General features: G+C 64.0%; 20 protein-coding genes and 1 pseudogene. 13 read left to right on the top strand and 8 right to left on the bottom strand.

All coding sequences use genetic code 11. The features are described from left to right. Positions 1–252: 252 nt before the first annotated feature. Positions 253–1278, top strand: a complete 1026-nt coding sequence (locus EGJ34_RS05745; RefSeq protein ID WP_185750074.1) for a hypothetical protein — start codon at positions 253–255, stop codon at positions 1276–1278. Beyond that, positions 1268–1501 carry a hypothetical protein gene (locus tag EGJ34_RS05740; protein ID WP_125359540.1) on the top strand — a complete coding sequence of 78 codons (234 nt, stop codon included), beginning with the start codon at positions 1268–1270 and terminating at the stop codon, positions 1499–1501. Before EGJ34_RS05745 ends, EGJ34_RS05740 begins: the two co-directional genes overlap by 11 nt. Positions 1502–2188: 687 nt before the next feature. Here the strand turns inward: EGJ34_RS05740 and EGJ34_RS05735 are convergent. Next, the gene (locus EGJ34_RS05735; RefSeq protein ID WP_125359539.1) at positions 2189–3517 is read right to left on the bottom strand and encodes a HAMP domain-containing sensor histidine kinase; all 1329 of its coding nucleotides are present in this window, start codon (positions 3515–3517) and stop codon (positions 2189–2191) included. Further along, the gene (locus tag EGJ34_RS05730; RefSeq protein ID WP_125359538.1) at positions 3504–4205 is read right to left on the bottom strand and encodes a response regulator transcription factor; all 702 of its coding nucleotides are present in this window, start codon (positions 4203–4205) and stop codon (positions 3504–3506) included. The genes EGJ34_RS05735 and EGJ34_RS05730 overlap by 14 nt, the downstream gene beginning before the upstream one ends. Before the next feature lie 256 nt (positions 4206–4461). Between EGJ34_RS05730 and EGJ34_RS05725 the strand changes: the two genes are divergently transcribed. Then, complete coding sequence (locus tag EGJ34_RS05725; RefSeq protein WP_312023019.1) at positions 4462–5181, top strand: phosphatase PAP2 family protein; 720 nt, start codon at positions 4462–4464, stop codon at positions 5179–5181. Continuing rightward, positions 5178–6824 (top strand): annotated as a pseudogene (locus EGJ34_RS05720) (phosphoethanolamine--lipid A transferase); the annotation flags it as partial. The gene EGJ34_RS05725 and the pseudogene EGJ34_RS05720, both read left to right, overlap by 4 nt. 570 nt (positions 6825–7394) lie before the next feature. Here the strand turns inward: EGJ34_RS05720 and EGJ34_RS05715 are convergent. Continuing rightward, positions 7395–7784 (bottom strand): hypothetical protein, encoded by a 390-nt coding sequence (locus EGJ34_RS05715; protein WP_125359535.1) that lies wholly within the window; start codon positions 7782–7784, stop codon positions 7395–7397. Positions 7785–7932: 148 nt separating this feature from the next. Here EGJ34_RS05715 and EGJ34_RS05710 point away from each other — a divergent pair, with 148 nt between their 5' ends. The 3 genes from EGJ34_RS05710 to EGJ34_RS05700 all read left to right on the top strand — a co-directional run bounded on the left by EGJ34_RS05710 (position 7933) and on the right by EGJ34_RS05700 (position 9844). After that, positions 7933–8934, top strand: coding sequence for an HWE histidine kinase domain-containing protein (locus tag EGJ34_RS05710; protein WP_125359534.1), 1002 nt, complete (start codon positions 7933–7935; stop codon positions 8932–8934). Beyond that, on the top strand, positions 8931–9335 hold the full coding sequence (locus tag EGJ34_RS05705; RefSeq protein WP_125359533.1) for a response regulator: 405 nt from the start codon (positions 8931–8933) through the stop codon (positions 9333–9335). Before EGJ34_RS05710 ends, EGJ34_RS05705 begins: the two co-directional genes overlap by 4 nt. 335 nt (positions 9336–9670) lie before the next feature. Continuing rightward, positions 9671–9844, top strand: coding sequence for a DUF1328 domain-containing protein (locus EGJ34_RS05700; protein ID WP_125359532.1), 174 nt, complete (start codon positions 9671–9673; stop codon positions 9842–9844). 35 nt (positions 9845–9879) lie between these two features. On the opposite strand, the gene EGJ34_RS05695 is transcribed toward EGJ34_RS05700, so the two are convergent. From EGJ34_RS05695 to EGJ34_RS05685, 3 genes are read right to left on the bottom strand one after another with little or no spacing between them, the layout of a single operon-like run. Then, positions 9880–10302, bottom strand: a complete 423-nt coding sequence (locus EGJ34_RS05695; protein ID WP_125359531.1) for a hypothetical protein — start codon at positions 10300–10302, stop codon at positions 9880–9882. Between the two features lie 24 nt (positions 10303–10326). Next, a complete protein-coding gene (locus EGJ34_RS05690) occupies positions 10327–10551 on the bottom strand; it encodes a hypothetical protein (protein WP_125359530.1) in 225 nt (74 codons plus the stop codon). A 2-nt stretch (positions 10552–10553) separates the two neighbouring features. Next, entirely contained in the window at positions 10554–11330 is a 777-nt protein-coding gene (locus EGJ34_RS05685; RefSeq protein ID WP_125359529.1) for a MipA/OmpV family protein, read from the bottom strand. A gap of 114 nt (positions 11331–11444) precedes the next feature. On the opposite strand from EGJ34_RS05685, the gene EGJ34_RS05680 reads away from it, so the two are divergent. The 6 genes from EGJ34_RS05680 (at position 11445) to EGJ34_RS05655 (ending at position 16322) form a co-directional block, all read left to right on the top strand. Beyond that, positions 11445–12119 (top strand): response regulator transcription factor, encoded by a 675-nt coding sequence (locus tag EGJ34_RS05680; RefSeq protein ID WP_125359528.1) that lies wholly within the window; start codon positions 11445–11447, stop codon positions 12117–12119. Further along, complete coding sequence (locus tag EGJ34_RS05675; protein WP_125359527.1) at positions 12116–13453, top strand: HAMP domain-containing sensor histidine kinase; 1338 nt, start codon at positions 12116–12118, stop codon at positions 13451–13453. Before EGJ34_RS05680 ends, EGJ34_RS05675 begins: the two co-directional genes overlap by 4 nt. 83 nt (positions 13454–13536) lie before the next feature. Next, positions 13537–14250 carry a hypothetical protein gene (locus tag EGJ34_RS05670; protein ID WP_125359526.1) on the top strand — a complete coding sequence of 238 codons (714 nt, stop codon included), beginning with the start codon at positions 13537–13539 and terminating at the stop codon, positions 14248–14250. Between the two features lie 32 nt (positions 14251–14282). Next, a complete protein-coding gene (locus tag EGJ34_RS05665) occupies positions 14283–15335 on the top strand; it encodes a linear amide C-N hydrolase (RefSeq protein ID WP_312023020.1) in 1053 nt (350 codons plus the stop codon). A gap of 151 nt (positions 15336–15486) precedes the next feature. Then, the gene (locus EGJ34_RS05660; RefSeq protein WP_125359524.1) at positions 15487–15690 is read left to right on the top strand and encodes a hypothetical protein; all 204 of its coding nucleotides are present in this window, start codon (positions 15487–15489) and stop codon (positions 15688–15690) included. A 110-nt stretch (positions 15691–15800) separates the two neighbouring features. Further along, the gene (locus EGJ34_RS05655; protein WP_125359523.1) at positions 15801–16322 is read left to right on the top strand and encodes a DUF3011 domain-containing protein; all 522 of its coding nucleotides are present in this window, start codon (positions 15801–15803) and stop codon (positions 16320–16322) included. Between the two features lie 85 nt (positions 16323–16407). On the opposite strand, the gene dxs is transcribed toward EGJ34_RS05655, so the two are convergent. Both dxs and EGJ34_RS05645 read right to left on the bottom strand, forming a co-directional pair. After that, the gene (dxs, locus tag EGJ34_RS05650) at positions 16408–18306 is read right to left on the bottom strand and encodes a 1-deoxy-D-xylulose-5-phosphate synthase (protein WP_125359522.1); all 1899 of its coding nucleotides are present in this window, start codon (positions 18304–18306) and stop codon (positions 16408–16410) included. Positions 18307–18419: 113 nt separating this feature from the next. Next, positions 18420–19079, bottom strand: coding sequence for an HNH endonuclease (locus EGJ34_RS05645; RefSeq protein WP_125359521.1), 660 nt, complete (start codon positions 19077–19079; stop codon positions 18420–18422). Between the last annotated feature and the right edge of the window lie 77 nt (positions 19080–19156).

Here is a 19156-nt window from a genome sequence, read left to right as displayed (position 1 = left end):
CGGGCTGCGTTGGCAGTTGCCGGGCGCTGGGCCGGCAAGCGGGATCTGCCCTGGGGTTCCGCCAGGCCCCTGCCTTGGATTGTCCGGCCCCCGGTGAAACCGCCGGAGCCGGAGCCAGAGCCGCCACAGCTGCCGGGAAGCCGTGTCGGTCTGAACCTGTCCTGCCTGCTACTGCGGGCGCGTGGACTGGCACCTCTCAATCTGGGCGTGGCTGCGTGCTACGTGGTCCGCCCTCATCAAAGGACGTACGTTGTGATCAACGAAATCTCAGTAGTCCGCTTGCCGGACCGCACACCCATCGACATGTCGGGGGTGACCATCACTTCCAGTGCGGACGCGTGGGGCTCGACCTTCGACTTTGAGTTGGCGGATATTGATCAGCTGCCCCTGCTGAAGCCATCAAATGCAGGGCCGCGCCAGGTGGAGGTCATCCTCAACGGCTACACGTGGACGGCGTTGGTGGAGTCCTACAGCACCCGTCGGGAGTGGGCTAGCAGTGGCATCAACCTGACAGGGCGCTCGCGCACCGCACTGCTGGCCGCGCCCTACGCGCCTGGTCGGGTAAAGGTCACTACGGAAGACCGTAGCGTCGCCCAGCTGGTCGACGAGGAGCTGGCCGACACCAGCTTCACCGCGTCCTACGACACGGTGGACTGGACCGTGCCGGCCGGCGCGTGGTTCTACGACGGGACCACCGCCCTGGACGCTGTCAGCCGGCTTGCCGAGGCAAGCGGCGGGGTGGTTCAGTCGGATCCTGCGGCACTCGCCCTCAGGGTGCGCGCGCGCTACCCGGAGAGTCCCTGGCACTGGAAGGAGCGAACCCCGGACCACGTGATCCAGGAAGACGTGGTGAGCAACGAAAGCCTGCAGATGCGCAGCGCGCCTCTGTACGACGCGGTTGTGGTCACCGGAGAGCTGGCAGGGAAGGGTGTCACCTGCAAGGTGCGCCGTGCTGGTGAGGCGGGGCAGCTGTTCGCGCCCCAGGTCAGCAGCCCGCTCATCAACACGTCCGCCGCCGGCACTGAGCGCGGTCGCAACATCCTGTCCGACCGTGGTGAGCAGGCCTTGGTCGACTTGGTCATTCCACTGTTCGCCGGGCCGCTGCGGCCAGGCGAGGTGGGAAGGGTGATGCCGCTCGACCTGGTGGAAGTGGTAGGGGAAGAGGGCACCTGGCACGGCCTCTGCGTTGCAGCCAGAACCGAGGCTCGCACCAACGATAAGGCCGTTGTGATCGAGCAGACCATTACCTTGGAGAGGCACTACACCGATGCGGACTGAGCTGTGGGACAACTTCAACGGGCTGCTGGGCGGCCAAGTGAGATTGCTTGGTACCGTAACCGCCCACAACGCTGACGGCACCAGCAGTCTCACCACTTACGACGGCGCGCAGATGCGTGTTGTCGGGCACTTGGATGCCGCAGTTCCGTACAATGCATGGGTGCGCGATGGCCGAATGATTGAGGCCGCGCCCAACCTCCCGCTCATGGAGTCGGAGGTCTAAATGAAAACAGGGCTGTGGTCGCATGCCTGCAAGCAATGCAGACGCTTGTTCGCCCGTACATCAACTGATCCTGCCGCAGCGCTTCGCACGACGTTAACGGGCGCGGTCCCACAGTCGGGGCCAGTGCGGGGAGACATCCACGCTCGCACCCTGGCAGCTCCCACCCGGAGGCGCGGCGCAGCGGCTGTTCCCTCAGCCTGACCGCGCTTCCGGGGCCAGGCTTTGAAAAGGGATAGGCATCAGTCCAAGGGAACGGGTTGTCCGTACGATCTAGATGCCAGGGCCAAGGCCAAGGCAGTTGAAGAAGCGCGGAAACTGGCGATGGAGCATCACAGGCGCACCGGTGTGCCGACGGGCGTGAGGGTCCAGGGCCTGGATACGAGTTGGTGGGAAGATTGCGCTTTTGGCGATGAGGGCCCGGTGGGTTGAGTGTATTCTTCTGCGGGCCGGCCCGGCTAAATCAGATGGATGCCGCCGCACTGGGGTGGCTCACCCTATCGGTACGTAACTCCTTGGTACGTACGTAGTGGCTTCGTACTAGCCTCCCGAACAGACTTTGCGGGCAGACAATGGGTCCCATCCTAAGAAGCGGAGAGATCGTCGGCACTTGCCAGCAGCCCAACGCGCCACTGAGTTAGAGCATCGGGAGGCACGCGCAGGACATGTCGGCCACTACGTCACCCGGGGTCAACTGAAGACCGCCAAGATCTTGGAGTGTCCCTTCGTGGCTTCGTCCGGGATCGAAGACCCCAAGTCCAGCAGCACGCGTGTACCCCGAGGGGTGCACGGTTCAATCTTCAATCCCCATCCGAGGTGCTCGCACAGACGCGCGATCAGCTCCAGCCCGATGCCACTCTGTTCATTGCGGTCACCACGCGCCAGCCGAGCATAGACGGCAGCGATCTCCTCCGGTCTCATTCCCAGCCCGGGATCTTCCAGCGTAACCACGCCTCGATCCGACAAGGCAAACCTGATCTCGCCGCGTCCGCTGTTCTCGATCGCGTTGCGCAGCAGGTTGCCTATAGCGGCCTGCACCACGCCCAGCGGCGCGATGATGTCCACCCGAGGGAGAGTAGCCAACGCCATCTGCAGGTCCTTGCCATGCATCAGGTAGCGATGGTCCTCAATGATCTCGGGCAGCAGATCGTCCAGCGCGATGCGCTCGTTCAATGCAGCAAGTCGTGACGGTTCGCGGGCCAACACCAGCAACAGCTGGATCAACTGCTCCACACCCTGTGCGCTCCGGAGCACACGTTGCATTTGCTGCCTTGCGCGGTCTGGCACATCCGGTTGTTCCAGCGCGAGCTCGGCGGCTCCCGTAATCACAGCGATCGGAGTGCGCAGCTCGTGGCTGGAGGTACTGATGAACACGCGCTCGCGTTCCACGAACTGGTCGTTGCGCTGGAGATAGTCATTGAGCGCAGCAGCGATCACGTACAGCTCCGAGCTTCCCCGTGGGTCAACCTCGACCTGCTGCCCAGGCACGCCAGGACGTAGCTCATGGATGTTTCGGGCCAGCGAGCGCAGCGGACTGACCAGCCGGCTCACGCCGAACGAAGCCATCAACACGGTAACGATGATCATCACCACGCCGGCCAGCATCACCCAGCGTGTGGCGAAGTCTTCTAGCTCGTGGAAGTCGCTGATGTCCAATGCCAATGCCACGCGACCCATGGTCGGTGTGTCACGCACCATCACCGCTGCGGAACGGCTGTCGATCACCGTGCCGTCGTGCAGTCCCGGATGCAGCCCAAGTACCGACGCAGGCACCTGGCCCTCGTTGAAAACAAACAATCGCAGGGTGTCGGTGTCCTGCCAGCGATAGGACGCGTCTTGTTCGATATGCTTGACGATGCTGTCCAGCTCGGTGTTGAGCAACGCGCGCCAAGCCGCGTGTTCGGCGTGCTCATGGACGTAATTGCCGACGCTGAAGACTGCCAGCGAGATCAGGGCCAGATACCCGAGTAGCCACCAGATCAGGCGACGGTGCAGCGGGGCCGGTCTAGGCAGGCGCATCTTGACTTTCCGATGATGGCGCCACAAGCCGGTAGCCGACGCGAGGCAAGGTGTGGATCAGCTTCGTGGGAAAGGGTCCGTCGACGCTGCGCCGCAGTTCGTACACATGCGAGCGCAGCAGGTCACCGTCCGGTGGCTCGTCTCCCCAGAGTGCGTATTCCAGCTGCTGGCGCGTCACCGCCGCCGGACTGGCGCGCATCAGGACTTCCAGCAGCTTGCGGCATGCTGGGTATAGGTGAAGAACCTGGCCCTGGCGGCTTGCCTCCAGCGTGGCGAGGTCCAGCGACAGGTCGCCAACTTTCAGTACCTTTCGCAAGGTGCGGCCATGTGCTCGGACCTGCAGGGCCTCCAGACGCACTTCCAGCTCGGGCAGCGCGAAAGGCTTGGTGAGGTAGTCGTCCGCTCCTGCCCGAAACCCGGCGATCTTGTCGGGGAGCTCATCGCGCGCGGTAAGCATGATCACCGGCACGTCCGAACCAGGCTCCATCCGCAGGCGGCGCAGCACTTCTGGACCGTCCATGCGCGGCAGCATCCAGTCCAGTATCACCACGTCGTAAGGATGGGTCTGTGCCAGGTGCAGGCCGGTGATGCCGTCCGGAGCCACATCCAGCACATGTCCCCGGGCCTCGAGGTAGTCGAACAGATTGGCCACCAACTGGCGGTTGTCTTCGATGACCAACAGGCGCATGCAAAGTGGTTCCCCGGGCGTTGAAGGGCATGGTAATCCCAGAGATGTCGAAAAGCAGTCGCAATCAGGGGTATTTAACGACCTCCTCACATTCGCGATCGCCGCGTGGGCGAAGCGGACTGAACGTCTTGCAACCGCAGCATTCTGATTAACGTGGGGGCAACATCGCTCCGACCGGCTTCCGACGCGTCGCTGACGAGCATGCGCCCGTCCCCTTTCCGGCCGTCACTGCATGCCGTCCTCCCGAGTTTCAGCCGTGCCGCTGCGCGTGCCGGTGTCCCCTGCCGACGCCACCTTCCTGCGGCATCACCTGCTGTGGCCTTTGAGTATGGCGCTGGTTACCGGCACCGTACTGATGGCCGGCGGCGGCGATCGATGGTTCGCTGACCAGCTCTATCGGCTGGAGGGCCATCAGTGGGCGCTACAGCACGCCTGGCTTGCCAATGCCGTGATCCACAGGGGAGGCAAATGGCTGAGTGCCAGTGCCACCCTTCTGGTGATGGTGATGTGCCTGCACGCGGGAAAGCGGCCCCATCTGCGCGCCTGGCGATGGCCTCTGCTGTATGTGGTCCTGGCCGTGACACTGGGCACGGGTACCGTATCGCTGCTCAAGTCCATCACCCACATGGACTGTCCATGGGACCTCGTCCGCTATGGAGGTTCCCGGAACTATGTCGGGCTGCTCTCCGCGCGCCCCGCCGGAATGCCGGCGGCCGCGTGCTTTCCCGCTGGCCATGCCAGTGCCGGATATGCATGGGTCTGCCTGTATTTCCTGGCGCTGATGGTACGCCCGCGGTGGCGCTGGTATGGACTGGCGGTCGGTCTGCTGGCCGGTGCGCTGTTCGGGGTTACGCAACAGCTGCGCGGCGCGCATTTCCTCTCGCACGACGTGGTAACGCTGGCAGTCTGCTGGACAGTGTCTGCAGCGCTGTATCTGTGCGGCGGGCGACTTGCCCGCTCTGGAGGTGCGGCATGAATGCCGTAACAGCGGGCGAACGGCAGCCGAGCAGCATCTGGCGCTATACGCTGCGGCCGCGGTGTTCCACGGAGACGTTGATCGTGGTCACTAGCCTGTTCTTCGCGCTGGCCGGCAACGGACTGTTCTGGCGCAGCGCCATGGCGACCCATCCTGGCAGCATCCGTTTCGCAATCTCGCTGTTGTTGTTGCTGGCAGGAACGCACAGCATCCTGATGGGGCTGCTGGTATGGCGCTGGAACGCCCGGGTGATGCTGAGCACGTTACTGCTTGGCACTGCGCTGGCTGCGTACTACATGAGCCGCTACCACCTTTACCTGGACGCAGACATGCTGCGCAATGTATTGGCCACCGATCACAAGGAAAGCGGCGAACTGATCACCGTCAGTCTTGTCGCGCCGGTGCTGCTGCTGGCCCTACTTCCCATAGCGCTACTCTGGCGCGTGCAGCTCATAGAGCGCAGCTGGACCCGCACCCTGTTATGGCGGGGAGGGCTGCTGGGCATGTCGGCACTGGTGGCCCTGGGCGGAGCCATGCTCTCGTTCCAGGACATGTCGGCACTGATGCGCAACCAGCGGGAAGTGCGCTATCTCGCCACGCCAGCCAACATCCTGATCGGACTGCCCAAGGCGCTGCGCGGTGACAACCCAATGCGACGCGTACCCAAGCTATCCATCGGCCAGGACGCGGCCAGCGTGCCGCGAGGGCCAGGCAGCAAGCCACGTCTGGTGGTCGTTGTGATGGGCGAAACCGCTCGTGCGCAGAATTGGGGTTTGAACGGCTACTCACGGCAGACCACGCCGGAACTGACACAAGCCGACGTGATCAACTTCCCGGATATGCACAGCTGCGGCACAAGTACCGAAGTCTCGTTGCCTTGCCTGTTCTCCCCCTATGGCCGCCATGACTACGACGAAAAGAAGATCCGCGCGCATCAGTCCTTGTTGCATGTTCTGGACCGCGCCGGCGTCGGTGTGCTCTGGCTCGACAACCAATCCGGCTGCAAGGGCGTGTGCGAAGGTCTGCCAATGCGGGCGCTGGATGACGCTGAAATTCCAGGGCTATGCGCTGGCGGACGCTGCTTCGACGAGATACTGCTCCACAACCTGGCTGCGCAGATACGCACGACGCCTGGCGACCGGGTGGTGGTGCTCCACCAGCTGGGCAACCATGGGCCTGCCTATTTTGAACGATACCCACAACAGTTCCGCCGGTTTACTCCCACCTGCGACACGCCGGATTTAGGTCGCTGCAGTCGCGAGCAGATCATCAACAGCTATGACAATGCGCTGCTCTACACCGACCATCTGCTGGCGCGCACGGTCGGCATACTCAAAACCATGACGGATTACGACAGTGCAATGATCTACGTCTCCGACCACGGCGAATCGCTTGGCGAGAAGGGTCTCTACCTTCACGGCGTGCCGTATTCCATTGCGCCCCAGGAACAGACACGCGTGCCGATGACGATGTGGATATCTTCGGGCTTGGCGGCTGGCCGAGGACTTCAGCTGGACTGCTTGCGGCAGCGCGCCGCCGCCTACACGGACCACGATGCGCTGTTCTCTTCGATTCTGGGGCTGATGCAGGTGAAAACCTCGCTCTACGAACCGGCGCGCGATCTATTTGCCGGCTGCAGTGGCCCAATTGGCTGGTCCGCATTTCCAAAATCAGCAGAGCAAGTGTCGTCACCAGCACGAAACGGCGGGATGCCTCACCCTATCACCGTGTAACTCATTGATATGTATCGACATCAATCCGGCCTTTTCGCGGGCTTACGTAGCTAAAGAAAGCCTTCTAAATCAACTGGGTACGCACGTCTGATTCGATGCCTGGGGGGCAGAGGGTCGTCGGTTCAAATCCGGCCGTCCCGACCATTGTTGGTGAAGATCAAGGGCTTGAACCTCGCGGTTCGGGCCCTTTTTCGTTGGGTCAGGGAATCCTTACAAGTATTTGAGGTTGACTGAGCCGGCCGAACATCTAGTATTCGCCTTGAGGTCGGGTGTTCCGCCGTAGCGGGGCCCGAGAGCGATTGACTCTCCCGGCCTCCTTCATCTCCTGAATTGGCCGCCCCTGGCGGCCAATTCGTTTTCAGCCTCGGGGCAATGGAATGCATCTTCTGTATCTGGACGAATCGGGCACCGCGAATGGTCCTGATCGAACTCATTTCATACTTGCAGGCGTAGCCTTTCTTTGAACGCGCAACGCACTGGCTAGAGCAAAGCCTCAACGCCGTTGTGGAGACGCTGACATCGGCAGATGCCCACGAACTCGAACTTCATGGCTCGCCGATGTACGGCGGTCGTGGTCGATGGCGAAGAGTCGAACGCGACATCCGGCACGACGCCATCAGGCGAGCATTGGATGTTGCGATCGCCGAGAACGGCAACGCCCGGGTTTTCGCCGCTGTCATCGACCGGAGTACGTGCAACGGTCGTGATGCTGTAGACATGGCCTTTGAAGAGCTGAGTTGCAGATTCGATCTTTACTTCCCCGACCGAGCGATTCGGTCGCCCACGATGCGCTCGTTGACGACGCGCCATCCAGACGTCGGTAACGAAGTCGACAATTCCCTCGATCAGATCGCCGATGAATCCCGACATGGTCCGTCCTGGCACGCGTGGATGAATACGGGGATGATCGGGGCGGTGCCGGTGGCCGTCAAGCGTGCCCTTCCTGGCCCCGACGCGACCCTGATGCCCCGTTCACAGCCATCGCTCTAGATTCGGCCCATCGAAGGGGACCGAACACGTGCTCCAGCCGGAACAGGACACTCCAACCTGGCGCATCTACGAGACGCTGCTGCAGGCGACGCCCGATCTGTCGTACGTGTTCGATCTCGAGCACCGGTTCATCTACGCCAACAAGGCCCTGCTGACCATGTGGGGGATGAGCTGGGACGAGGCGATCGGCAAGACCTGTCTGGAGATCGGCTATGAGCCATGGCATGCGGCCATGCATGACCGCGAGATCGAACAGGTGATCGCCACCCGCCAACCGATCCGCGGCGACGTGCCGTTCCCACACGCCACGCTGGGCGTGCGCATCTACGACTACATCTTCACTCCGGTGATCGGACCCGATGGCCAGGTCGAGGCCATTGCCGGAAGTACCCGCGATGTCACCGAGCGCAAGCGGCATGAGCAGCATCAGCAGCTGCTCATCAACGAGCTCAATCACCGGGTCAAGAACACCTTGGCCACCGTGCAGTCGATCGCGCGGCAGACGCTGCGCAGCGCCACCGGACTGGAAGATGCCAACGCGAAGATCGAGGAGCGTCTGGTGGCGCTGGCCAGCGCGCACGACATCCTGACTCGTGAGAACTGGCACAGCGCCGATATCCGTGATCTGGCCCAGTCCACGGTCGACGCCTACGGTGCCGCTGACCAGTTCCAGCTGGAAGGAGACGGCTGCCGGCTGGACCCGCGCCGCGCGCTGGCCCTGGCGATGGCCCTGCACGAGCTGGGGACCAACGCGACCAAATATGGCGCGCTGTCTTCCCGCGCCGGACGGGTGCACCTGCACTGGTCCAGCATCGATGTGGACGGCGATCCACGCATCGAGGTGGTCTGGCAGGAGCACGGCGGCCCCGCCGTGCACGAGCCGGTGCAACGTGGCTTCGGCTCACGGTTGCTGGAACGGGGACTCAAACACGACCTCGGCGGCGGGGTTGAACTGGCATTCGCACCGGAAGGTGTTCGTTGCCACCTGTGGATGCCGCAGCCGAACCTGGAGGAGGGGCAGCTGAGATGAGCAGGAATGTACTGGTAGTGGAAGACGAATCGATGATCGCCATGCTGGTCGAAGACCGCCTGGTCGATTCCGGGCACACGGTGTTTGTCGCACCGAATGTGCAGAAGGCGATGGAGGTGCTGCGTGATCACGCCATCGACATGGCGCTGCTGGATGTCAATCTGGCCGGCACACCGTCAACACCGGTGGCCTATGAGCTGGAGGCGCGTGGCATTCCCTTCATGATCGCGACCGGATACGGCGCGCAGGGCATTGACGAAGCGTTTCGCGACCGCGGTTGCCTTCAGAAGCCGTTTCGCATGAGTGATCTGGACCATGCGATCCAGCAGCTGGAACGCCAGCTTCCTGACCGGGTTGATCAGGTCAGCGCCCGCACCACTTCCTCGATGAGGATGATGTAGCAGGCCAGGAAGTAGACCTTGAGCAGGGCAGGGTGCTGCTTGGCAACGAAAGCGCGCATGGCGGTCTTGCTTTGAGTGGGACGTCATCATTGTGTGGGCGGGGTGAAACTGAGGCAACGGTCACACATTCAGTGAGATGATGAGAGTTTTCACCGAAAGTCAATGGAATTCAAACACTTAATTCGGATTCGCCGAGAACGCTGGCCTACCGTTTGTCGGAAAATTCCTACATGACTTTCTTCACATGCCGCTGGCGACCGTCTCACCGGGGCAGCACGGCGGAAACGCTACGGTAGAGGCCAATTCACAGTTCCCGGACGGGAAGGGTTTTCAGCATGATCAAGTGGGCCATCATCTTCGCCATCATCGGCGTGATCGCCGGTGTGCTCGGCTTCGGCGGCATTGCCGGCGGTGCCATCGGTATTGCCAAGTTCCTGTTCTGGGCCGGCATCATCATCGCCGTGGTGCTGTTCCTGCTGGGCATGACGGTGGCCAAGAAGGTCACCTGATCCCAGGCACCCTGCTCTGCACGGCTGGCGCGTCCCTATGCGGGGCGCGTCAACGCCAGCAGCCCATCCAGCAGACGCTCTGCCCTCGGGCCGCCGTCATCGTCCAGCGGATACGCCAGCGACTGCAGCCAGAACCCATGCGCGGCGCGGCGCGCGGCTGTCATGCGGTGATCGCGCCGCTCCTCGGGAAAGCGCTGCAGCTTTTCCAGAATCCATACCTTCAGCGCCTGCGCGATCTGCGGATCCGGTCGTCCGCCTGGTGCGCCCGGGCCCGGCAGGCGAGGGGCAAGGCAGGCCCGGAAGATCGCCGTGACATAGGCACGCGAAAAGCGGCCATGCGCATCCGGGTCCTGCGCCATCAATGCCTGTACCGCCCGGTCGAAGTCCACCAGCGCCGTGTCCAGCGCGGGGTCATTTGCAGCTTCGGCAGTGCGCAGCAGCGGGAAGGGACGGGGCATGGGGGTTCTCCGCAGGTGAAGGGCTCAAGGCATCGCGGGCAACTGGGCGGGGCGCTGACCGGGCTGCGCCAGCAACCCGTGCAGCAGCATCAGCACCCGTTCGCCCTGGCCGTTGCAGGCCAGTTCAAAGGTGGTCTTTCCACCCCGGACCGGAAGCCGGGTATACACAATCCATTGCAGTACGCGCTGGCGGTCCGGCTCGATTTGAAGAGCCAGGTCCGCGACGCGACGTACGATTCCCCGGCGCATGCTCAGAAACCGTAGCTCAAGGCGATCAGGGCGCTGTCCATGTGCTTGCCCTCGGTCATCGGACTGTCGGTGATCGCATCAGACAGACGTGTCCGGCGCAGCGAACCGGTTGCGACCCAATGCGCACCCAGCGGCATGATCGCGGTCAGGTCGATGTACGGAGACACGCCACTTCCGGCCTTGTAGGTGGCCAGCCCGCTGCGGGCGGACTCGCGCGCGCTGATCCCGAAGTAGTAATCGTTGAGGTCGGCGCTGGCATAGCCGGCCCCGATGCCCGGAATCAGCGTGACCTTGCCGGTCGGAATCGCATAAGCGTATTTGGCATCCGCAGCAAAGCCGCCGCCATGGCCGCTCACCTCGGCCTGTACATTGGCCTGCACGATGCCCCACGGCGCGGTGTGCCGCACGGCCACGCCGGCCATCGCAGACAGGCTGCGGTTGGACAGCTGGCGCAGTCGCACGTCGTCGGTGTCCTTGTGCTTGAAGCGCATCATGTAGGGCGAGGCCAGCAGCGAAACCTCGGTGCTTTCGCTGTTGAACAACTTCCAGCCCAGGCTGCCACCGCGCAGGTGGAACGACTTGCCTTCGTAGTTCACCACCGGAATCGGCAGCACGTCGGTGTCATAGCCGGCGTAGGGTGACTTCTGTGCCGCCACCGCCACGCCGACGCTGCTGCGCGGCTTGGCACCGGGGGCGACCTGTGCCTGCGCGGTCGTGCTGGCCAGCAGGGCGGCAACAGCTGTGCCCAGGATGGGGAAAACAAGGGGTCGAACGCGCATACACCTGCCACTTTGAAAATGCCAAGCGGCCATCGTGCCGGCCGGACATTGTGGGAACGTTGCGCCGCCCGCCGCGCTACCATCTGCGCCCGTGCCCCCTGTACGCTCTGCCCCATGCGCATTCTGCTGCTTGAAGACGACCCCGAACTGGCCAGCGCCATCCAGGCCAGCCTGGGGCGACACGGCATGGTGGTCGACCTGGTGACCTCGATGGCCCATGCCGCCGAGGCACTCAAGGCCAATGTGCACCAGATCCTGCTGCTGGACCGGCAGCTGCCCGACGGCGACGGAGCCAACTTCGTAAGGGTGGCGCGCAGCCATGTGCCCAACCTGCCGGTGATCATGCTCACCGCCCGTGATTCGGTGGCCGACCGCGTGGTCGGGCTGGACGTGGGGGCGGACGATTACCTGACCAAACCGTTCGCGGTGGAGGAACTGCTGGCGCGCATCCGCGCCATTTCGCGGCGGCCTTCGCAGATCGCGCTGCCCACGCTGACCTTGGGCCGGCTGCAGTTTGATTTCGTCGCGCGTGAGGCCACCGTGGATGGCACGCTGCTGGCGCTTCCGCGCCGACAGCTGCTGGTGCTGGAAGCACTGGCGTTGAGGCAGGGCCGCACGGTGGCGCGCGAAGCGCTGCAGGAAGCCGTGTATGGTTTCGACGACGCCATTCAATCCAACGCGCTCGACGCGCATGTGTCCAAGCTGCGCAAGGCGCTGGCCGAAGCCGATGCGCGGGTGGAAATCCACGTGATGCGTGGCATTGGTTATCTGCTCAAGGACGTGGCATGAAGTTTCTCAAACCCGGCTCGCTGAGCTTCAGCCTGGCCTGGAAGATCTGCCTGATCCAGGTCGCGATGGTGATCATCGCCCTGACCGGCATTGCGCTGGTATACGGCGACCGCAGCACGGCCTACATCGACTGGAAAACCAGTGAGCAGGTCGCCGACGCGATCAGGCTGGGCCCTCGCGGACTGCAGGTGGACTGGGCCGCCATCGACGAGGCTGCCCCCGACCGGCCGGCCACGTTCTGGTTCGCCGCCGCCGACGAACAGGGACACTTCATGGAGCATGGGTACGTACCGGCGGTGTATCGGCCGCTGGTGCAGCAGCTGGCCCACGTGGAACCCACCGATGTGCGCACCCGCAGCCGCGGCATGGACCTGCCCATGCGGGTGTGGGTGTCCGACCGTGACGAGGGCCGCGTGCACGTGATGATGGGTGGGCTGCCGCAACGTGGCTTCTGGCGCCAGCTGCTGGTCATCATCGGTTACCTCGGTGGCTGGATCACCCTGCCGCTGATGGCCATCACGCTGGTCGTGGCTCCATGGGCCATCCACCGGTCGTTGCGCGGTGTGAACCGGGTCGCCGCGCAGGCGGCGGCCATCGAGATCAGCGAACGCGGGCGTGGATTGGATACGCACGCAGTGCCGCGTGAAATCGTGCCGCTGGTGGATGCCTTCAACGCCGCCGTGCGGCGCATCGGTGAAAGCTATGACGCGCAGGACCGCTTCCTGGTCGGTGCCGCGCACGAGCTGCGCATGCCGATTGCCATTCTGGCCACGCGCATCGGCGACCTGCCACCAGGTATCGTACGTGCGCGCCTGCAGCGCGACCTGGGTCGGCTGAGCAACATCGCCGAGCAGCTGCTCGACCTGCAGCGGCTCGATCATCATCGCAGCCAGCAGCAGCGCATCGACCTGGCCGCACTCACCCGCGAGGTGGCCGCCGACGTGGCCCCCCTGGTGGTGGATGCCGGCTACGAATTCGAGGTCGACGCGCCGGAAGCACCCGTCTGGGTGCGCGGCGATCCGGACGCACTGCATCGGGTGATCAGCGGCCTGCTGCAGAACGCCATTGCTCACGGCGGCGGTCATGGCCTGGTGGCCGTGGCGCTGCAACCCAGCGGTGTGCTGTCGGTGAGCGATGAAGGTGACGGCGTGCCCGAGCAGGCACGACAGTCGATTTTCGAACCGTTCCATCGCCTGCGCCCCAGTGGTAGCGGCAGCGGGCTGGGCCTCTATCTGGCGCGGGAAATCATGCTGCGTCACGCCGGCAGCATCGCGGCGGAAGAAGCAGCTGGTGGCGGCGCGCGCTTCGTGGTGACGTTGCCGGTCGACCGCTGACAACCGCGGTTCACCCCCTCATCACTGTGCATGCGCTGTGATGACCCGGCACTGCCTTCGTTCCTTTCCCCCGAGGACCGCTGATGCGCCGGTATGGATTGCTGCCGTGGTTGCTGCTGCCTTCGGCGGCGTTTGCACAGGACGATGCATGGCGCGTCAGCGTCGTGCCCTATGTGTGGGGAGCCAGCCTGGAAGGGGATGCGCAACTGGGGCCTCTGCCGCCGGTATCGGTGCACAAGTCCTTCGGCGAGACCCTCGAAGACCTGGACATGGCCGCAATGGCCGTCATCGACCTGCGTCGGGGGCGTTGGGGGCTGCTGTCCGACCTGACCTGGGTGGATACCAGCGAAACCGCACAGGTACCCCGTGTGGGCCTGGAAGCAGAGCTGCAGACCCGCATTGTGACCGGCTCGTTGATGGGCCAGTACCGCTTCATTGACGACCCCGTGTTCCGTATGGACGCCATTGCCGGCGCGCGCTACTGGCAGCTGCGTGGCGAAGTCGACGTGCCCGCGCTGGGCCGCGATGCATCGGTTTCGCGCGACTGGATCGATCCCGTGCTGGGTGTGCGCATGGCCTGGGTGTTCACTGAGCGCCAGGGCATCACGGTGTGGGCGCTGGGCAGCGCAGGCGACGAGGTCAGCTGGGATCTGATGGCCAGTTACGGCCTGCGCATGACCGAACACAGCTGGCTGCGATTGGGCTATCGCTCACTTTCGCTGCGCGAGATCAGCCCCGGCGTGGATCTGGATCTCACCCTGGCCGGTCCCGGCCTGGGTGTGGAGTGGCGTTACTGAATTTCCCCAAAAGGAGTTTCGCGATGCGTTCGATGTGGTCGTTGCGGCCGGCGTTGCTGGCGTTCTCGTTGACTCTGCTGACCGGCCAGGCCGAAGCCTGCACACGCGTGGTGTACCTGGGTGCGAATGACGATGTCATCACCGCCCGCTCGATGGATTGGAAAGAGGACGTCGCCACCAATCTGTGGGTGTTTCCGCGCGGCATGCAGCGCACTGGCGAGGTCGGGCGCAATTCCATTGAGTGGACCGCGAAGTACGGCAGCGTGATCGCCAGTGGCTACGACATCTCCACCACTGACGGCCTCAATGAAAAGGGCCTTTCGGCCAACGTGTTGTGGCTGGTGGAGTCGGAGTATCCGCAGCGCGGCAACGGCAAGCCCGGGCTCGCCATTTCGCTGTGGGCGCAGTATGTGCTGGACAACTTCGCCACGGTCGGTGAAGCGGTGAAGGCACTGGAGCGTGAGCCCTATACGCTGGTCACTGACAAGCTGCCGGGAACGGATCGCACTGCCACATTGCACCTGTCGATGTCCGATGCCAGCGGAGACAGTGCCATCGTCGAGTACATCGAGGGCAAGCAGGTCATCCATCACGGGCGGCAATACCAGGTGATGACCAACTCGCCGAAGTTCGACCATCAACTGGCGCTCAATACCTACTGGCAGCAGATCGGCGGCACGGTGATGCTGCCCGGCACCAACCGCGCGTCGGATCGTTTCGCGCGTGCCAGGTTCTACATCAACGCCATTCCGAAGAGCGAGGACCCGGTCGAGGCGCTGGCCAGCGTGTTCAGCGTGATCCGCAATGCGTCGGTGCCGTTTGGCATCACCACGCCGGAGGAGCCGAACATTTCCTCCACGCGGTGGCGAACCGTGGCGGATCACAAGCGCAAGCTGTATTTCTTTGAGAGCGCGCTGACCCCGAATACGTTCTGGGTGGATCTGAACAAGGTGGATTTCAGTCATGAGACCGGCAGGGTGCTGAAGCTCGACCTCGGCAAGGACCAGCGCAATGTGTTTGCCGGCGATGCGCTTGCCCAGTTCAAGACGTCCCAGCCGTTTGCGTTCCTCGGCACTGGAGATTGAACACACATGGCGTGTCGTTTCAGCGGCCTGGGATCCGTCATGACACGCAGGGCGTGTCATTACGGCGTATCTGACATCAAAGTCAGATAAATCTGATAGTCCGCCGGCCGCAGCAGACGTACTGTCCACTGATCCACCCGGAGACCACCCCATGCTGATCACCGTGCAGCACCACGACCACCGCTGGCAGGTATTGCCGCCCGGCAGCCAGGACGCCGTGACCTTCGCCGACGGCGCCGTGGCCTTCGATTTCGCCGACACCCTTGCCCGCGAGCATCATGCCGAAACCGGCTCGAGCAGCCGTGTGCGGGTTGCGATGGAAAACGTTTTCGTCGATGCCGTGCAGTACGGCTGAAGTCTCGGCTAGTTGAATCGCCCCTGAAATCCTGCCTTCCGACCTATAGGCGAACGCGCCGGTTTCGCAGATGCTGTGCCCATTCATCCAACCGGCACGAGGAGCATCGCATGACGCACGGAAAGCAGAACTGGCTGTGGGGACTGCTGCCGGTGGTGGCACTGGCCCTGGCGGGCAATGCCCAGGCACAGCGCTATGACGACGGCTACTACAACGATGGCCCGGTGCGCTGCGAGTCGAACAAGAACCGCACCGCGCAGTGCCCCTTCGAAGGCCGGGCGCGCCTTGTGCGCCAGCTCTCCGGCTCGCCCTGCATCGAGGGCGATACCTGGGGTCAAAGTCGCGGGGGCATCTGGGTCACCCGCGGATGCCGTGCAGAATTCGTCTCCGAACGCGGGCGCCCCTCACACGGCGGTGGTCACGGCTGGGGCGGTAACGGTGGCCGTGGCGAAATCATCGGCTGCGATTCCAACGACAGCCGGATGCGCCGCTGCAACGTCAGCATCCGCCGTGATGCACGCATGATCCGCCAGCGTTCCAATACGGCCTGCATTGAAGGGCAGACCTGGGGCTGGGACCGCGATGGCGTTTGGGTCAACCGCGGATGCCGCGCCGATTTCGAAGTCCGTTAACTCGCTGCATCCGGTCGCCCCGTAGAGCCACGCCCTGCGTGGCTTCGACCAAGCCGGCCATCAAGCAGCCACGCAGGGCGTGGCTCTACGCCACCTCAGTACGCTCGCCCAGCTTCGGCCAGCGCTTCAGCACCGCTGCCCGGATGCCAGCGGCATCAATCCCGGCCTCGGCCAGCAGGTCCTCGCGGCTGGCGTGATGCTGGAAGCTGTCCGGCAGGCCCATGTGCAGGAACGGGCGCAGCACGTCCTCGCCGTTCAGCAGCTCGGCCACGCCGGAACCAGCACCGCCGGCCACCACGTTGTCTTCCACGGTGACAAAGCCCTCATGGGTACCTGCCAGCTGCAGCAGCAGGGCACGATCCAAGGGCTTGATGAAACGCATGTTGACCACGGTCAGGCCCAGCTCCCGGCCCACGGCTTCGGCCGCCGGCACCGTGCTGCCAAACGCCAGCAACGCAATCCGACTGCCCTGCACACGCACCTCGGCCTTGCCGATCTCCAGGGTGGACAGGTCGCTGCCCGCGGCCACGCCGGTGCCGCTTCCGCGCGGATAACGCACCGCGGCCGGGCCTTCGTAACGCAGGCCGGTGGTCAGCATCTGCCGGCATTCGGCTTCGTCGGCCGGGGCCATCACCACCATGTGCGGCACGCAACGCAGGAAGCTCAAATCAAGGTTCCCGGCATGCGTGGCCCCGTCCGGACCAACCACGCCGGCGCGGTCAATGGCAAACAGCACATCCAGCTTCTGGATCGCCACGTCGTGCACCAGCTGGTCATACGCGCGCTGCAGGAAGGTGGAGTAGATCGCCACCACCGGCTTGGCCCCCTGGGTCGCCATGCCGGCCGCCAGCGTCACCGCGTGCTGTTCGGCAATGGCCACGTCGTAGTAGCGCTCCGGATACTCCTTGCTGAAACGCACCAGGCCCGAGCCTTCGCGCATCGCCGGGGTGATGCCCAGCAGGCGCGGTTCGGCCGCGGCGGCGTCGCACAGCCAGTCGCTGAAAACGTCGGTGTAGGTCGGCTTCTTGACCCCGCCCTTGGACACCAGACCCTTGTCCGGGTCGAACGGGCCCACCGCGTGGTAGCCGATCTGGTCGCCCTCGGCGCGCTCGTAGCCCTTGCCCTTGGTAGTCATCACGTGCAGCAGCTTCAGACCCTTCAGGCCCTTCAGCGTCTTGAGCGTGGAGACCAGTGCGGGCAGGTCGTGGCCATCGATCGGGCCGGTGTAGTGGAAACCCATTTCCTCGAAGAACGTGGACGGCACGAACATGCCCTTCCAGTGCTCTTCCCAGCGCTTGACGAAGCGCGCCGGCGGCGACTTTTTCTTGTCACCCAGAATCCGCTTGCCACCTTCGCGCAGCGCATTGAGCGTGCGGCTGCCGGTGGCGCGGCCGAGGATCTTGGTCAGTCCACCCACCGCTTCGGAGATGGACATGTTGTTGTCGTTGAGGATCACCAGGAGATTCGGTTCCTGGTCCATGCCACCGGCATGGTTCAGCGCCTCATAGGCCATGCCGGCGGTCATCGCGCCGTCGCCGATCACGGCCACCACGCGGCGGTCGTCACCCCCGCGCTGGCAGGCGATGGCCATGCCCAGGGCGGCTGAGATCGAGGTCGACGAATGGCCAACCCCGAAGGTATCGAACACGCTTTCCTCGCGCTTCGGGAACGGTGCCACGCCGTCCTTCTGCTTGACCGTGTGGATTTCGTCGCGGCGACCGGTCAGGATCTTGTGCGGGTAGGTCTGGTGGCCCACGTCCCAGACCAGCTGGTCGGTCGGGGTCTGGTACAGGTAGTGCAGGGCCACGGTCAGTTCGATCACGCCCAGGCCAGCCCCAAAGTGCCCGCCGCTCTTGCCCACCGATTCAATCAGATAGGCACGCAGTTCATCCGCGATGGCGGGCAGTTCGGACTCTTCGAACCTGCGCAGGTCATCCGGGGTCTGGATGCGCGACAGGCGGGGATAGCGGGCGGAATCGATCATGTTTTCTGCGCTTTTTCTCAAGCGCCTATTTTCGCCCCCAAAGCGGGGTGGAGCAAGCAAAGCGCCAACCCGGTGAGGCTCCGGTGACGACGCCTGCGACAACCTGACGCAGGTCAGGCGGAGAGTTTGGAGCGCTTGGGCAGCTGCGCCTTCAGGAACGCCATCTGATCGGCCAGGATGTTGCGGTTGGACAGGATCATGTGTTCGATCCAGCTCGGGCGGTAAGGCACCGCCAGCAGCGGCATGCTGGCCTGCTGCGGGGTGCGGTCGCTCTTGCGCGAGTTGCAGTGGAAGCAGGCGCTGACCACGTTTTCCCAGACGTCTCGGCCGCCTTTGGAAATAGGCATGACGTGGTCGCGGGTCAGCTGCGGCCGGTTGAACTGCTGGCCGCAGTACAGGCACAGGTGGGCGTCGCGCGCGAACAGCGCCTGGTTGGTCAGGTTCGGGGTGGGGTCCAGCGCCCGCGAGCGCGCATGGCCGCGTGCGGCGATGATCGGGTGCAGGTCCATGCCACTGCGCAGCCCGGTGGTGCGGCAGGTGCCGCCATGGATGTGCAGGCAGGGGTCGCCCAGGGTCCAGGCCACGGCCTCGCGGGCGTACAGGCAGGCAGCGTCCTGCCAGGTGATCCAGTCCAGCACCCGGCCGTGGGCGTCCAGCGACAACAGGCGCACGGTGCCGGGTCGGTACAGGGTGGGCGACGGCGAAGCTTCAGCGACCGGCGCGGAAGACGCTCCGGTATCGATCAGACCTAGGCGTGTAGTGTCTGTCTCCATCGGGAAAACAGCTTATACCGGAACGGTGACAGTTTGTGTAGAGGCATCGCCTCTGCAAACTGTCGCCGTTCCGGTCC

This window comes from Stenotrophomonas sp. 278 (assembly GCF_003935715.1).
Classification (GTDB): Bacteria; Pseudomonadota; Gammaproteobacteria; order Xanthomonadales; family Xanthomonadaceae; genus Stenotrophomonas; species Stenotrophomonas maltophilia_AH.
The sequence above is the reverse complement of the archived record's forward strand: the minus strand, read 5'-3'. Positions and strand labels throughout refer to the sequence as shown.